Origin of the sequence: Massilia sp. GCM10023247 (assembly GCF_042653325.1) — a bacterium.
Classification (GTDB): domain Bacteria; phylum Pseudomonadota; class Gammaproteobacteria; order Burkholderiales; family Burkholderiaceae_D; genus Telluria.
The window spans coordinates 36,821-50,460 of sequence record NZ_JBHSIB010000017.1 but is presented as its reverse complement, the minus strand read 5'-3'; the positions used below and the strand labels follow the sequence as shown (position 1 = coordinate 50,460).

Sequence of the window (13,640 nt, the reverse complement as noted above, 5' to 3'; positions counted from 1 at the left end):
GTCGCGGAAAACGGCCCCGCCGCCAGGAATATTTGCATGTAAATACTGCAGGCGGCGGGGCATGCATGAGAAGATATGTTGCTTGCTTGAAGCGCAACGATTCCAAGGATTCTCATGCCTCCCATTCGCCTTACCGCCGGCCTGATCGCCGCCCTGTTTGCCGGCAGCGCCGCCGCTGCCGCTGTTGCTCCCGCCGCTGCTCCCGACGTTTCCCGCCGCCAGCCCCAGATCGAGAAGATCGTCGCCGAGATCTCGCCCAAGCGGATCGAGGCCTATGTGCGCAAGCTGGTCAGCTTCGAGACCCGCCACACGATGTCCGACACCGTGTCCGACACGCGCGGCATCGGCGCCGCGCGGCGCTGGATCAAGGCCGAGCTCGAGCGCTGCGGCGCCGGCACCGCCCTGCAGGTGGCCTTCGACAGCCACATCGCCCCGGTCTCGGCGCGCATCTCGCGCCCGACCGAGATCGTCAACGTGGTCGCCACGCTGCCCGGCACGCAGGAGGCCTCGAAGAACCGCCTGTACGTCGTCAGCGGCCACTACGATTCGCGCAATACCGACGTGATGGACGCGAGCGGCGCGGCGCCGGGCGCCAACGATGACGCCTCGGGCACGGCGGCGGTGATGGAAATGGCCTGCGTCATGGCCAAGCACAAGTTCGACGCCACGCTGGTCTTCATGGCCGTCGCCGCCGAAGAGCAGGGCCTGCTGGGCGCCGGCCACTGGGCGAAACAGGCACGCGCGAACAACCTGAACGTCGCCGGCATGTTCACCAACGACATCATCGGCAGCTCGCGCGCCGACGACGGCCGCATCGACAACAAGCAGGTGCGCCTGTTCTCGCAAAGCGTGCCCGCCACCAAGGAAATGAGCGAGGCCGTGCGCGCACTGCTGGCCACCGGCGGCGAGAGCGATTCGATCTCGCGCCAGCTCGCGCGCCACACCAAGGAGCAGGGCGAGCGCTACGTCAAAGGCTTCAAGGTCAACGTGATCCACCGCCACGACCGCTACCTGCGCGGCGGCGACCACATGCCCTTCCTGGAGCAGGGCTACGCCGCGCTGCGCTTCACCGAGCCGAACGAGGACTTCGCGCACCAGCACCAGAACCTGCGCACCGAAAACGGCAAGGTCTATGGCGACCTGACCGAGTTCGTCGATTTCGACTACATCGGCAAGGTGGCGAAGGTGAATGCGGCGACGCTGGCCTCGCTGGCCCTGGCCCCGGCCGCGCCGCAGCAGGTCAAGGTCCGCACCGACAAGCTGACCAACGACACGACCCTGGTCTGGCAGGCGAACGCCGAACCGGATGTGGCCGGCTACCGCGTCGTCTGGCGCGAAACGACCTCCCCCGTCTGGCAGGGCGCCAAGTCGGTCGGCAACGTCAACGAGGCCACCATCAACCTGTCGAAGGACAATTACTTCTTCGGCGTGCAGGCGCTCGACAAGGATGGCAACGTGAGCGTGGCGACCTATCCGCTGCCGCTGCGTTAATAGGTGGTCAACGCGTGGAGTCGGGGACTCCACCCTACGTAGGGTGGAGCGGGCGGCGAACCGCTCCTGACTCCACGCGCTCCAAGCCCGGCGCTTACCGACCCCTCCCAATACGCCTGATTGCTTCTCGGATTAAAATGGCAGCTTAAGAACTGCAAGAGAGCAACCATGGCCTACAAGACCATCGAAGATACGATCGGCAATACTCCGCTGGTACAACTGGTGCGCCTGCCGGGCGCCGACGCTGCCGCGCGCAACAACATCATCCTCGGTAAACTCGAAGGCAACAACCCGGCCGGGTCCGTGAAGGACCGCGCCGCGATGTCGATGCTCAAGCATGCCGAGGAACGCGGCCAGATCAAGCCGGGCGACACCATCATCGAGGCCACCTCGGGCAACACGGGCATCGCGCTGGCGATGGCCGCCGCCATCCGCGGCTACAAGATGCTGCTCCTGATGCCGGACAACCTGTCGATCGAGCGCCGCCAGAGCATGGCCGCCTACGGCGCCCAGATCGTGCTGACGCCGAAGACGGGCGGCATGGAATACGCGCGCGACATGGCCGAGCAGATGCAAAAGGAAGGCAAGGGCATCATCCTGGACCAGTTCGGCAACCAGGACAACCCGCGCGCCCACTACGAGACCACCGGGCCGGAGATCTGGCGCGACACCGACGGGCGCATCACCCATTTCGTCAGCGCCATGGGCACCACCGGCACCATCATGGGCGTGTCGCGCTACCTGAAGGAGCAGAACGAGGCGGTGCGCATCGTCGGCGCCCAGCCCGAGGAAGGCTCGTCGATCCCCGGCATCCGCAAGTGGCCGCAGGCTTACCTGCCGAAGATCTTCGACAAGTCGCGCGTGGACCAGGTGGAAAACGTGAGCCAGGCAGCGGCCGAGCAGATGGCGCGCCGGCTGGCGGCCGAGGAGGGGATCTTCTGCGGCATTTCCGCCGCCGGCGCCTGCGAAGTGGCGCTGCGCATTTCGCAGACCGTGGAGAATGCGACCATCGTGTTCATCGTTTGCGACCGCGGCGACCGGTATTTGTCGACGGGCGTGTTCCCGGCCTGAGCCTGCCACTGGACGGGCAATAAAAAAACGGGGCAATGCCCCGTTTTTTCATGACGCCTGGATGGTCGTCCGATGCGTCTTTCCGTATCCCGTTTGCTGCAATGCAGCCAGGATGGCCCCGGCGCGTGGCCGGGACACAGCGCGATTACTCGCCGCTGTTGCCGGCAGGCGCTGCGCCTTCTTTTGGCTTGAACTGCTTGTCGCTGATGCGGAACTTGTTGCGGCGGTCGCCCATCAGGTAGCGCAGGTCGCGGATCGACAGGTCGCTCACTTCGTGCATGCGGATCAGCAGCGAAGCGCCGACCGGCAGGCGGTGGTGGCGGATCTTCGAGATGACCGGCGGTGCCACTTCCAGTGCACGCGACAGCGCTGCGTCGTTCTTCAGGCGCAGGTTCTCGATCAGGGTGTCCAGCAGACGGTTCGGGTTGTATTGCAACAGTTCATCCGACTCCGCATCGCTGTTCATATCAATGCCGACTTGGTTTGTCATGATTTCAAAAATTCCTATGTGGGTTACGGAAAGTCGCTAGCGGCGTTTCGATTCCGGAAGTTCTTTCGAAAAAATCTACTCAATTGTACAACTATTTTAGGCTCTAGTACTTATGAGCAATAGAATTCGGTGCGAAGTATTGACTCTGTTGTCTAATCGCAACAATAGCCGCAATGCAATTCTCTCACAAACTCACTGAAAAAATAATTGTTTTTTCATTAAACTGAAGTTTAAGGGAAACACGTGTTGCGCGCCGCACGTTTCAAGAAAGTATGCCGGATTGATAAGATAACGGGGAGTATGCCCGACGCATGAATGTTTCCATAGAGTACAGAAACTGCGCCAGGAGGGATACACCGGGGGAGTACCCGGTGTGAAGCGTGCTGCACTGCGGCAGAGGACGCCGCAGGTGGTTACAACCTGTTACAAAGTTTCCATCGCTGCAATAGCTGCGCGCGCGCGCGCTTCGCGCACGGCACGGCCCAGGTCGATGACCGACATGGCGTAGAAATAACTCCGGTTGTACTTGGTGATGGCAAAGAAGTTATCGGTCGCCGCCCAGTATTCGGTCGGCTCGGCGCCGTTTTGCAGGTCGACCAGGCCGTACAGGCGGCCGGGCGGCAGCGGCACGTCCGTCACCACGCCGGCTGCCAGCAGTTCGTCGGGACGCAGGGTGGCGGCCAGGCCGCGATCGAGCAGGCTTTCCCATTTCTGGTGCGGCGCGACGTCCGCCTGGAACACGGCGGGCCCGGTATCGCGCGGATTCCAGCCGTGTTCGATCAGGAAGTTAGCGACGCTGCCGATGGCGTCGCTGGTCGAGCCGCGCAGGTCGACGTGGCCGTCGCCGTCGAAGTCGACGCCGTATTTCAGGATATTGCCGGGCATGAACTGCGGCAGCCCGACGGCGCCGGCAAAGGAACCGAGCAAGGAGAACGGATCGATCTTTTCGTGGCGCGCCAGCAGCAGGGCGTTCTCGAGCTCGCTACGGAAGAACACGGCACGGGCCGCCTGGTTCGGCGCTTCCGGATAGGCAAAGGCGAGCGTGGTCAGGGTATCGATCACGCGGAAGCGGCCGGTGTCGCGGCCATACACGGTTTCCACGCCGATGATGCCGGCGATGATCTCGGCCGGCACGCCGTAGGTCGCTTGCGCGCGCTCCAGGGCTTCGGCATTCTCGTTCCAGAAGCGCACCCCGGCGTTGATGCGGATCGGTTCGATGAAGCGATCGCTGTAGGCTTGCCAGTTCTTCGGCTTGCCCGGCGGCGCCGGCTTGACCAGCTGCACCGCCGATTCGACGAAGCGCGCCTGGCGCATCAGGATTTCCAGTTCGCTGCGATCGAGGCCGTGCTTGACGACCATCTCGTCGATGAACTCGCGCACGGCCTGCCATTCGGCGAAATTGACTTGCTCGCCCGCGTAATCGATGGCGCCGGCAGCGGCCACCGGCGCTGCCGCCTTCTTCACGACGGGCGCTGCCTTGGCCTTGGCCGGCTTGGCGGGTTTGGCCTTGGCGGGCTTGGCTTTGGCCGCCTTGGCCTTGGCCGTCCTGGCTTGTTCGGCGCGGGTCTTGGCCGGCTCGTTCTTGGTGGCCGCGGCGGCGTCAGGGAGAGGTGCTGCTGCGAGGAAGAGTGCTGCGAGAAGTGGTACGAACGATTTCATCTAACCTGCGAAAGTAAGCGCTTCAGGGTCGCGGCGAGAGGAGCGTGGTCGCGGCGCGGCGCATAACGCCAGGCGCCGTAGCGGGCCAGGAACTCTGCCGTCGCTGCCTGCACGGGCGGGGCCAGCTGGCCGCTTGCCGTAATCCGCGCGGCATACATGGACGGGCTCTCGTCTGCCGAGCGCGCCAGACCCATCCGGGCCAGGCGCGCGCATAGGGCCGAGTATAGCGCATCGATCGGATCAATTTCCCGACGGCGCCGTAAAGTTCTCAGGAGCAGCAACACAGTTGCCAGGACGGCCACGCCGAGCGGCAGGCGCCAGTCCAGCAGCGACGCCTGTACCCGCTCGACCAGGCTGCGCTGGCGCTGCGGCGAGTAGTTCAGCACCCACTGGTTCCAGCCGTTGTTGAGGGCGCCGGCCGCGTAGCGCAGCTGCGCCAGCCACGGATGGCTGTCGGCATCGAGCCGCATCAGGCGGCCCAGTCCGTCGAGGCCGAAGGCCGGCGCCGGCGGCAGCGCCTGGTCCAGGCCGCGCCGCACCCGCTCCGGGGCCACCGCCGCGGTCGGGTCGACCCGCACCCAGCCGCGCCGCTCGAGCCAGACCTCGGCCCAGGCATGGGCATCGGACTGGCGCACGGTCACGAACCCGTCGATGGGGTTGAGTTCGCCGCCCTGGTAGCCGGTGACGACCCGCGCCGGCACCCCGGCCGCGCGCATCAGGAACACGAAGCTGCCGGCGAAATGCTCGCAGAAGCCGGCGCGGCTGCCGTACAGGAAGCCGTCGACGGCGTCGCGCCCGAGCAGGGGCGGGCTGAGCGTATAGACGTAGTTCTCGCGCCGGAAACTGTTGAGGACCGCCACGACGCGCTGGCGCGGATCGGGTTCCGCGCGCAGCGCCAGCCCGGCCATCAGCGCGCGCGGGTTGCCGTTGCCCGGCAGTTGCAGCCACTGGCCGGCGTCGTCCGGCACGCCCGGCGCCTGCAGCCGGTAGTCGACGAAGGAAGCGAGCCGGTAGCGCAGCCTGGCCTCGACCGGCAAGGCGGTGGTGAGTTCGAATTCGCCCGACACCTGGGCCAGGTTGCCGTCCAGTTCGGGCAGGCGTTGCGGCATCTCGAGCGCGAACAGCCAGCGGCCGCGCGAGGGCTCGAGGGTGATCTCGTAGCCGATCGGCGCGCCGCTCACCGACAGCGCGAGCGACTGCGGCAAGGGCCCCGTGCCGGCGGCCGGCGGGCGCGCCGCCCTGGCGCGGGTCCAGGTGCGGCCGTCGTAGTCGCCCAGCACCGGGCCGCGCCAGTACAGCTGCTCCTGCGGCGGCGGGGCGCCGTCGAAGCGCACGCGGAAGGCCGGCTCGGTGGACTGGGCCAGGCTCGCCATCGTGCCGGGTGCCATCGTCTCCGATAGGCCCGAGCGCGCGCTGGCGGCATCGCCGGGCAGGCCCCACAAGGGTCCCTCCAGGCGCGGGAACAGGAAGAACAGGGCCAGCGCCAGCGGCGTGGCCAGGGCCAGCAGGCGCGCGCTCATCAGGAAGCGCTGGCGCAGCGGCGGTACCGCGCCGCTGAACTGGAAGCTCATCTGGGCGGTGAGCAGGGCCAGCACCGAGAGCGCCATCAGCAGCGCGCTGCCGACGCCCTGCTCGTAGAAGAAATTGGTCAGCACCAGGAAGAAGCACAGGAACACGACCACGAACAGGTCGCGCCGCGCATGCATCTCGAGCATCTTGAACGCCACCAGCAGCACCAGCATCGCGACGCCGGCATCGCGCCCGAGCAGGGTCTGGTAGTTGTGGGCGACGCCGGCCATGGCGAGCGCCGCCAGCGGCAGCAGCAGCAGCGAGGAGGGCATGCGCTTGCCCTGCAGCGTGATCGCGGCGCGCCACAGCAGGGTGGCGGCGCACAGCAGCGAGATCCAGGGCGGCAGGTGCGCCGCGTGCGGCGCCAGCACCAGCACCGCGCTGGCGAGCAGCAGCAGGGTGTCGGCCTTATCACGCGAAAGACGTGGCAGGGCGGTCAGGCGCGCCAGCAGCGCCTTCACCGGGCGCCCCCGCCGTACAGGGCCAGCGCGCGCAGGCAGGCGGCGGCATGCGCGGCGCCGCCGGCCGCCGGATACGCCTGGTCGCCGAGGCGGAAGGCATAGGGCAGGGCGCGCCCTTCGGCGTCCAGCACCCAGCGCGTCATGCGCGACAGGCGCAGTTCGAGGTCGAGCTGGGGGGGCAGGCTGGCCAGGTCCAGCACCAGTTCGTCGCGCGCGCCGCCCTCGAAATGCTTGGTTGCCAGCTGGCCGCCGTCGAGCGGGTCGAGCCGGGCGATCTGGCGCCAGGCCAGGCGCCGCAGCGGGTCGCCGGCGCGGTAGGGGCGCACCCCGGCGAAATCGTCTTCGCCGGCGCGGCCGCCGCCTTCGAGGCCGCTGCCGGCGCTGTGCGGCAGCGGCGGCGCGCCTTGTTCGGGAAACGGGTACACCAGCGTGCGCAGGTCGGGACGCCAGTAGCTCCAGGCGCGGAACAGCCCGAGCGGAAAACGGGTCGACAGGGTCAGGCGCGGCGCGTCGAGCCAGCCGCGCGCCTCGGTCGGCAGGGCCAGGCGCACGGTAGTGCTGCCGAGCGCGGGGACGTCGACCGCGTGGCGCGCCTCCCGCAAATTCGCGACATCGGCGACTTCGATCCAGACCGCATAGCGCTCGCGCGCCGTCGTATTCACCAGCTGCAGCTCGAAGAGCGCTTCCTGGCCGGCGAACACGGGCGCGGCGCGCACCGGCTTCAGGCGCAGGTGCGCCAGGTTGCGCCAGGTGAGCACCAGGTCGACCAGCGCGCACGAGAGGGCGAGGAAGGTCAGGGCAAAGCCGAGGCCCAGGTTGTAGTTGATCGAGCCGATCAGGAGCACCAGCAGCAGGCCGCCGAAGCCCAGCCCCGGCCCGGTCGGCAGGATGTAGATGCGGCGCTGGCCGAGGAACAGCTCGCCCTTGTCGCTCCTGGCCGAGCGCCGCCAGCCCATGCTGCGGCGGCGAAGCCAGTCGCCGATCGGCCCGGCCGTGGTGTGCGCCTGCGCCATCCCGAGGTCCTTACACCGGCACCGATTTTTGCAGTTGCAGCACCAGCTCGCGGCTGGCCAGGGCCATGCCCTGGGCCGCCTTGAGCGGGCGCAGGCGGTGCGCGCAGACCGGCACCAGCACCGCCTGGATGTCTTCGGGCAGCACGTGGTCGCGCCCTTCGAGCGCCGCCCAGGCGCGGCCGGCCTGCAGCAGCGCGATCGCGGCGCGCGGCGACAGCCCCTCGGCGAACAGGGTGCCGCTGCGCGAGGCCTGGGCCAGCGCCTGCACGTAGTCGATCAGCGCGTTCGAGGCATGGATGGCGCGCAGCGCGCCCTGGGCATCGGCCAGCTCGGCCGGGTTCATCGTCGCCTGCAGTTCGCGCAGCAGCGCGCGCCGGTCTTCGCCCATCAGCAGGGCGCGCTCGGCGGCCGCGTCCGGGTAGCCCAGCGACAGGCACATCAGGAAGCGGTCGAGCTGCGACTCGGGCAGGGGGAAGGTGCCGACCTGGTGCGCCGGGTTTTGCGTGGCGATCACGAAAAACGGCGCGGGCAGGGGACGGGTCATGCCGTCGATGCTGACCTGGCGCTCCTCCATCGCCTCGAGCAGGCCCGATTGGGTCTTGGGCGTGGCGCGGTTGATCTCGTCGGCCAGCAGCACCTGGGTGAAGATCGGTCCCGGGTGGAAGGTGAAACCGTTCTTTTCGCGCTCGTAGACCGAGATCCCGGCCACGTCGGCGGGCAGCAAATCGCTGGTGAACTGGACGCGGTTGAACTTCAGGCCGAGCGACAGGGCCAGGGCATGCGCCAGCGTGGTCTTGCCGACGCCGGGCACGTCTTCGATCAGGAGGTGGCCGCCGGCCAGCAGGCAGGTAAAGGCAAGGCGCACCTGCTGCTCCTTGCCGACCACCACCTGGTTGACCTGGCGGGCGGCGGCGTGCAGTTTGTTGAACATGGTTGGGTTCCGATAGCCAATGGTGCGGTGCTGCGGTCGACATGGTAGATTAACGCCATGGACAAGCCTTGCTGTCATGCCGCGACAAGTGTTCGGATGATTCTATGCGAGAACGGCGCGTCCTGGTGTATGGCTGAGTAACAAGCTGTTGGCCGTATTTGAATAACCTTCCCCGATCGCAACCAGCGCACCAACGAGCGCACCGCCACCGCACCACATGAGCACAGCCATCTACAGCCATCCCGACTGCCTCAAGCACGACATGGGCGACTGGCATCCGGAGTCGCCCGCGCGCCTGCAGGCGATCGACGATCAACTGATTCTGGCCCGGATCGAGGGCCTGGTCGAACGCCGCCTGGCGCCGCTCGCCGAACTGCCGGCCGTGCTGCGCAACCACAGCGAAGGCGCGCTGGCGCTGGTGCGCGACAACACCCCGCAGGCGCCCGGCGAGGTCTATCCGCTCGACGGCGACACCCTGCTGTGCCATGCGAGCTACACCGCCGCCCTGCGCGCCGCCGGCGCCGCGCTGGCGGCCACCGATGCGGTGCTTGCGGGCGAGCTCGAGAATGCCTTCTGCGCGATCCGCCCGCCCGGCCACCACGCGCGCCGCACCGAGCCGATGGGCTTTTGCCTTTTCAATAACGTGGCGATCGCCGCGCGCCACGCGCTCGAAGCCCATGGCCTGGAACGCATCGCCATCGTCGATTTCGATGTCCACCACGGCAACGGCACCGCCGAATCCTTCCGCGACGACCCGCGCGTGCTGATGGCCAGCTTCTTCCAGCACCCGTTCTATCCGTTCACCGCGCCCGAGCCGATCACCGCCACCCACGTCAACGTGCCGGTGCCGGCCGGCAGCGGCGGCGATGTGGTGCGCCAGGTGGTCCAGGAATACTGGCTGCCGGCGCTGCATGCGCACCGGCCGCAAATGATCTTCATTTCGGCCGGTTTCGACGCCCACCGCGACGACGACATGGGCGGCATGGCGCTGGTCGAGGCCGACTACGCCTGGATCACGCGCGCGGTCATGACAGTGGCGCGCGAACACGCGAACGGCCGCATCGTCAGCTGCCTCGAGGGCGGCTATGACCTGTCGGCCCTGGCGCGCAGCGTCGTTGCACACCTAAAAGTTCTTTCGGAACTTGATTAAAAGCAGACCTGCGTCGCTTTTGCGAATCCGCCACACAATCCCTCCCGTTTCGTTCAATCGTGCGTGACTCGTAGCAAGCTCAGGCATACAGTCGAACGCAGCCGCAGGAAGCGGCTGCGCCTGCGTTTGCCGGCAGCGATGGCCCCTTGGCAGGCGTCCACCAAAAAGGAGGAGACTGTGAAGAACGTACTACGGATCGTATTGGCGGCCTGCCTGCTGGCGGCCTCGAGCTTTGCCGCGGCGGCAAACTACACCTTGTGGATCAACGGGCGCACCGGCGGTGGCGTCGTCGGCAACTACGACAGCTGGACCTACTGGGGCCCCGGCACCACGGCCGCCGGCGTCAACAAGAAATCGGTCAACTGGGACGGCCGCAGCAGCATCGCTTCGCAAAGCGGCAAGATCCGCGACGCGCTCGACTGCTTCTGCACCGGGAACAACTGGTGCTACGTGGCGACCCACAGCGCCGGCGACCTGATGATGGGCTACACCCTGGCCAACTACGGCGGCTCGGCGCGCATGAAGAAGAACGCCTCGCCCGGCTCGACCGGCGTGTGCGGCAATGCGGACGGCACTTCCCAGACCGGCTGGAACATCAAGTGGGTGCGCGCCGCCTCGGGCGCGGGCGGCGGCTCCGAGCTGTCGGACGCCGGTTCCTGGACCACCTCCGAGCCGCTGGTGCAGGACCTGAAGACCACCACCGCGCGCGCGATGTACAACCACAACACCACGCGCAACGTCTGGTTCTACATGTATGCGGGGGCCAAGGGCACGGCCTATTCCGGCATCCTGCCGGGCCAGGACGACGAGGCCGTGGCCTACCACAGTACCGGCGGGGTGGCCGGCAGCGGCGGCGGCTCCTACTGCAATCCGAGCGACTGGTTCTGCAACGACCTAAGCTTGGGCACGGCGGCCAACGAGGGCGGCAGCGTCAAGTGGAGTTACCACTCGGTGAGTTTCCGCGACGACGGCGAGGCGTATAACCACTACGCCAACGGCAGTTGGGGCGGGATCGTCGGGGTGGTGCGCAACGCCGTGGTGAACAGTGCCCTCTGAGCGCCCATCGGCCCGCAAGCCCGTGCGCCGCTGGCTGCCGGTAGCGAAGTTGCTGGCGTTGCTCGCGCTGCTGGCGGCGATCGGCTGGCTGGCCTTGCGGGAAACGCCGCCGGCGGCCGCGCCTGCCGCCGCCGGCGCCGCCGCGGCCCCGGGCCCGCAGTTCTTCGGCCAGGTGCCGGTCCAGTCCGGCCCGCCAGTGGCCGAGGACCGCGCCCGGCAGCGCCAGCAACTGGTGGAAAACTTCCAGCTTGCCGACCACAGCTATTGCAGCTACCGCGAGGGCAGCAAGTACCCGCCCGCTTCGCGGCCGATGGCGCAGAATCCGGACCAGGCCTATCCCAACAGCCCGGTCACGGAAATGAACCCGATGCGCGGCGCCGAGGGGCGCAGCAACCCCAACATCCTGCTCCAGACCTCGCAGTCGCGCGTGTATCTCGCGGCCGGCGAATCGGTCGCGTTCTCGCTGCGCGCGGTCGAGCCCGGCGGGGCGGAGGTGCCGCTGGTGATCACGCGCGCGCTCGCGGCCGGGATCACGCCGACAGGCGCGCGTCCGACCGCCCAGGTGCCGCTGGCCTTTGCCGACGACGGCAGCGGTGCCGACCCGGTGGCGGGCGACGGCGCCTTCGCCGCCGTGCTCACGCCCAGCCAGACGGGACTGGCGCTGTTCCACGGCACCATCCGCACCGAGGTGCGCTACACGGCCGGCGGCAAGAACGGCGTGCTGATCTTCGACGTGATCCATTCGCCGAAGGCGCCGGCGGTGTGGGCCGGCGCGCCGCGCGAGGCGATCGAGGACGGTTCGCTCGCCTTCATCCTGCGCGTCGACGTGCGCCAGCCGGGACGCTACGTCATCACCGGCCGCATCGACGACGCCGGCGGCAAGCCGTTTGCGCTGGCCACCTTCAACGAGGTGCTGGGGCCGGGCCCGAACGAGGTCAAGCTGGTCGCCTTCGGCAAGCTGATGATCGACGGCGCGCCGCAGTTGCCGCTCACGCTGCGCGACGTCGACGGCTACCTGCTCAAGGAAAACACCGATCCCGACCGTGAACTGATGCCGCGCCTGGAAGGACCCGTGCTGACCAGCCGCACGCGCACGCTGGAGGGCATCGCCGACACCGAGTGGAGCAGCGAGGAGCGCCAGCGCTATCTCACCGAGTTCGCCAAGGACCGCAGGCAGGCGCAGGCCGATCTGGCGAAGTTCGACCCGGCCGCGCCGCTGCCGCCAAGCGCCTGCGGACCGGTGAAGTAAGGGCGGCGGGCGCCGCCGCTCGGGCGCCCGTTCGTCTTCGACAGCGCCGCCGCGCCGCTGTTCGGTATCCTCCAAGCGACTCGTCCGCGCAAGCGCATTGACGCAGCGGCAGCGTTATCGCAAATTTGGCCATGCGCGGTCGGCCGTCCCCCGGTCCCACTGCACTCGATAAACGGAGGATGCCATGCGACGTTCCGCGCGCCTTGCGCTGTGCCTGCCCGCCTTGCTTGCCGCGGGCGTGGCCGGCGCCACCGATTACAGCTTGTGGATCCACGGCCGCACCGGCGGCGGCGCGATCGGCAACTACAACGACTTCAGCTATTTCGGCCCAGGCGCGGTGGCGGCCGGCGTCAACAAGAAGGCGGTCAACTGGGACGGGCGCAGCAGCGTGGCCTCGCAAAGCGGCACCATCCGCTCCGCGCTCGATTGCTTTTGTACCGGTAACAACTGGTGCTATGTCGCCGTGCACAGCGCAGGCGACATGCTCATCGGCTACACGCTCGCCAACTACGGCGGCTCGAGCAGGCCGGTGACGAATGCCCAGCCGAACGCGGCCGGCGTGTGCACGGCCGGCAGCGGCGCCACCCAGAGCGGCTGGAACATCAAATGGGTGCGGGTTGCGGCAGGCTCGGCCGGCGGCAGCGAGCTGGCCGACATCGGCTCCTGGACCACCAGCGAACCGCTGGCCCAGGAGCACAAGGTCGCCACCGCGCGCGCCCTCTACAACCACAACGAGACGCGCAACATCTGGTTCTACATGTACGCCGGCGCCGCCGGCACGCTGTACTCGTTCACGCTGCCCGGGCAGGACGACGAGGTCGTGGCCTACCACAGTGCGGGCGGCGTCTCGGGCAGCGGCGGCAGCTCCTTCTGCAATCCGGGCGACTGGTTCTGCAACGACTTCACCACCGGCGCCGGCCCGAACCAGGGCGGGCGGGCCAAGTGGGCCTTCCATTCGGTGGTGTTCCGCGACGACGGCGAGGATTACGGCCACTATACGGGCCGCAACTGGGGCGGGGTGACCTCGCTGGTCCGGCGCGACATGGAAGCGCTGGCACGGTAGGGTGGAGTCAGGGACTCCACCCTACAAGTCACCCCGCGCGGTCAAGCTTGCGCTTCTCGGCCGGGCTCAGGCGTTTGCCAGTGACGTACACCACATATACCGGCTGCCGGGCTCCTGGCGGCTGCGTCAGTTCGGTTTCGGCCACCGCGCTCACCGGGGTCGCCGGCAAGGCCCGTTGCGATGGCCCGCCCAGGCAGGCGGCGAGGACGAGTCCGCCGAAAGCCCCAAAGATCCACACCTCGACGTTGCGCGCGATTTCCATGATCTTCTCCATGACGTGATGCCTGTGCGGCCACAAGCGGCCGTCCCCTCATCCTGCCCGTCCAGGATGCGTCGATATTGCAACGAATCAAGTCAGAAGAATTCCAAACGGAAACTTTGCAACACGGCGTCCAGACGCCGGCCCCGATAGCCGCGTAAAATACCGCCTCGTTCGC

At 67.8% G+C, this 13,640-nt stretch carries 12 protein-coding genes; 6 read left to right on the top strand and 6 right to left on the bottom strand.

Going from position 1 to position 13,640, the window contains the following annotated elements; translation table 11 throughout:
* Window positions 1-114: 114 nt before the first annotated feature.
* Both ACFPAH_RS14540 and cysM read left to right on the top strand, forming a co-directional pair.
* A complete protein-coding gene (locus tag ACFPAH_RS14540) occupies window positions 115-1,491 on the top strand; it encodes a M20/M25/M40 family metallo-hydrolase (protein WP_379746687.1) in 1,377 nt (458 codons plus the stop codon).
* Between the two features lie 168 nt (window positions 1,492-1,659).
* Complete coding sequence (cysM, locus tag ACFPAH_RS14535) at window positions 1,660-2,562, top strand: cysteine synthase CysM (RefSeq protein ID WP_379746685.1); 903 nt, start codon at window positions 1,660-1,662, stop codon at window positions 2,560-2,562.
* Between the two features lie 145 nt (window positions 2,563-2,707).
* Here the strand turns inward: cysM and ACFPAH_RS14530 are convergent, their stop codons facing one another.
* From ACFPAH_RS14530 to ACFPAH_RS14510, 5 genes are all read right to left on the bottom strand, one after another.
* Window positions 2,708-3,052 carry a hypothetical protein gene (locus ACFPAH_RS14530; RefSeq protein WP_379746683.1) on the bottom strand — a complete coding sequence of 115 codons (345 nt, stop codon included), beginning with the start codon at window positions 3,050-3,052 and terminating at the stop codon, window positions 2,708-2,710.
* Window positions 3,053-3,475: 423 nt separating this feature from the next.
* On the bottom strand, window positions 3,476-4,711 hold the full coding sequence (mltB, locus tag ACFPAH_RS14525; protein WP_379746681.1) for a lytic murein transglycosylase B: 1,236 nt from the start codon (window positions 4,709-4,711) through the stop codon (window positions 3,476-3,478).
* Window positions 4,708-6,741 carry a transglutaminase TgpA family protein gene (locus ACFPAH_RS14520; RefSeq protein ID WP_379746679.1) on the bottom strand — a complete coding sequence of 678 codons (2,034 nt, stop codon included), beginning with the start codon at window positions 6,739-6,741 and terminating at the stop codon, window positions 4,708-4,710. The genes mltB and ACFPAH_RS14520 overlap by 4 nt, the downstream gene beginning before the upstream one ends.
* Window positions 6,738-7,754, bottom strand: coding sequence for a DUF58 domain-containing protein (locus ACFPAH_RS14515; protein WP_379746677.1), 1,017 nt, complete (start codon window positions 7,752-7,754; stop codon window positions 6,738-6,740). The genes ACFPAH_RS14520 and ACFPAH_RS14515 overlap by 4 nt, the downstream gene beginning before the upstream one ends.
* Before the next feature lie 10 nt (window positions 7,755-7,764).
* On the bottom strand, window positions 7,765-8,685 hold the full coding sequence (locus ACFPAH_RS14510; protein ID WP_379746675.1) for an AAA family ATPase: 921 nt from the start codon (window positions 8,683-8,685) through the stop codon (window positions 7,765-7,767).
* Between the two features lie 217 nt (window positions 8,686-8,902).
* Here ACFPAH_RS14510 and ACFPAH_RS14505 point away from each other — a divergent pair, with 217 nt between their 5' ends.
* From ACFPAH_RS14505 to ACFPAH_RS14490, 4 genes are all read left to right on the top strand, one after another.
* Window positions 8,903-9,835, top strand: a complete 933-nt coding sequence (locus ACFPAH_RS14505; protein WP_379746673.1) for a histone deacetylase family protein — start codon at window positions 8,903-8,905, stop codon at window positions 9,833-9,835.
* 177 nt (window positions 9,836-10,012) lie between these two features.
* The gene (locus tag ACFPAH_RS14500) at window positions 10,013-10,891 is read left to right on the top strand and encodes a hypothetical protein (protein ID WP_379746671.1); all 879 of its coding nucleotides are present in this window, start codon (window positions 10,013-10,015) and stop codon (window positions 10,889-10,891) included.
* Window positions 10,881-12,140: a choice-of-anchor X domain-containing protein gene (locus ACFPAH_RS14495; RefSeq protein WP_379746669.1), complete on the top strand. Its 1,260-nt coding sequence runs from the start codon at window positions 10,881-10,883 to the stop codon at window positions 12,138-12,140. The genes ACFPAH_RS14500 and ACFPAH_RS14495 overlap by 11 nt, the downstream gene beginning before the upstream one ends.
* 184 nt (window positions 12,141-12,324) lie before the next feature.
* Window positions 12,325-13,203 (top strand): hypothetical protein, encoded by an 879-nt coding sequence (locus ACFPAH_RS14490; RefSeq protein WP_379746667.1) that lies wholly within the window; start codon window positions 12,325-12,327, stop codon window positions 13,201-13,203.
* Between the two features lie 28 nt (window positions 13,204-13,231).
* Here the strand turns inward: ACFPAH_RS14490 and ACFPAH_RS14485 are convergent, their stop codons facing one another.
* The gene (locus ACFPAH_RS14485; protein ID WP_379746665.1) at window positions 13,232-13,477 is read right to left on the bottom strand and encodes a hypothetical protein; all 246 of its coding nucleotides are present in this window, start codon (window positions 13,475-13,477) and stop codon (window positions 13,232-13,234) included.
* Between the last annotated feature and the right edge of the window lie 163 nt (window positions 13,478-13,640).

What these genes read in the sequence shown, in the direction of transcription:
- mltB (WP_379746681.1), bottom strand. Translation starts at nt 4,711, where the DNA reads ATGAAATCGTTCGTACCACTTCTCGCAGCACTCTTCCTCGCAGCAGCA.
- ACFPAH_RS14490 (WP_379746667.1), top strand. Translation starts at nt 12,325, where the DNA reads ATGCGACGTTCCGCGCGCCTTGCGCTGTGCCTGCCCGCCTTGCTTGCC.
- ACFPAH_RS14540 (WP_379746687.1), top strand. Translation starts at nt 115, where the DNA reads ATGCCTCCCATTCGCCTTACCGCCGGCCTGATCGCCGCCCTGTTTGCC.
- ACFPAH_RS14485 (WP_379746665.1), bottom strand. Translation starts at nt 13,477, where the DNA reads ATGGAGAAGATCATGGAAATCGCGCGCAACGTCGAGGTGTGGATCTTT.
- ACFPAH_RS14530 (WP_379746683.1), bottom strand. Translation starts at nt 3,052, where the DNA reads ATGACAAACCAAGTCGGCATTGATATGAACAGCGATGCGGAGTCGGAT.
- ACFPAH_RS14505 (WP_379746673.1), top strand. Translation starts at nt 8,903, where the DNA reads ATGAGCACAGCCATCTACAGCCATCCCGACTGCCTCAAGCACGACATG.
- ACFPAH_RS14510 (WP_379746675.1), bottom strand. Translation starts at nt 8,685, where the DNA reads ATGTTCAACAAACTGCACGCCGCCGCCCGCCAGGTCAACCAGGTGGTG.
- cysM (WP_379746685.1), top strand. Translation starts at nt 1,660, where the DNA reads ATGGCCTACAAGACCATCGAAGATACGATCGGCAATACTCCGCTGGTA.
- ACFPAH_RS14515 (WP_379746677.1), bottom strand. Translation starts at nt 7,754, where the DNA reads ATGGCGCAGGCGCACACCACGGCCGGGCCGATCGGCGACTGGCTTCGC.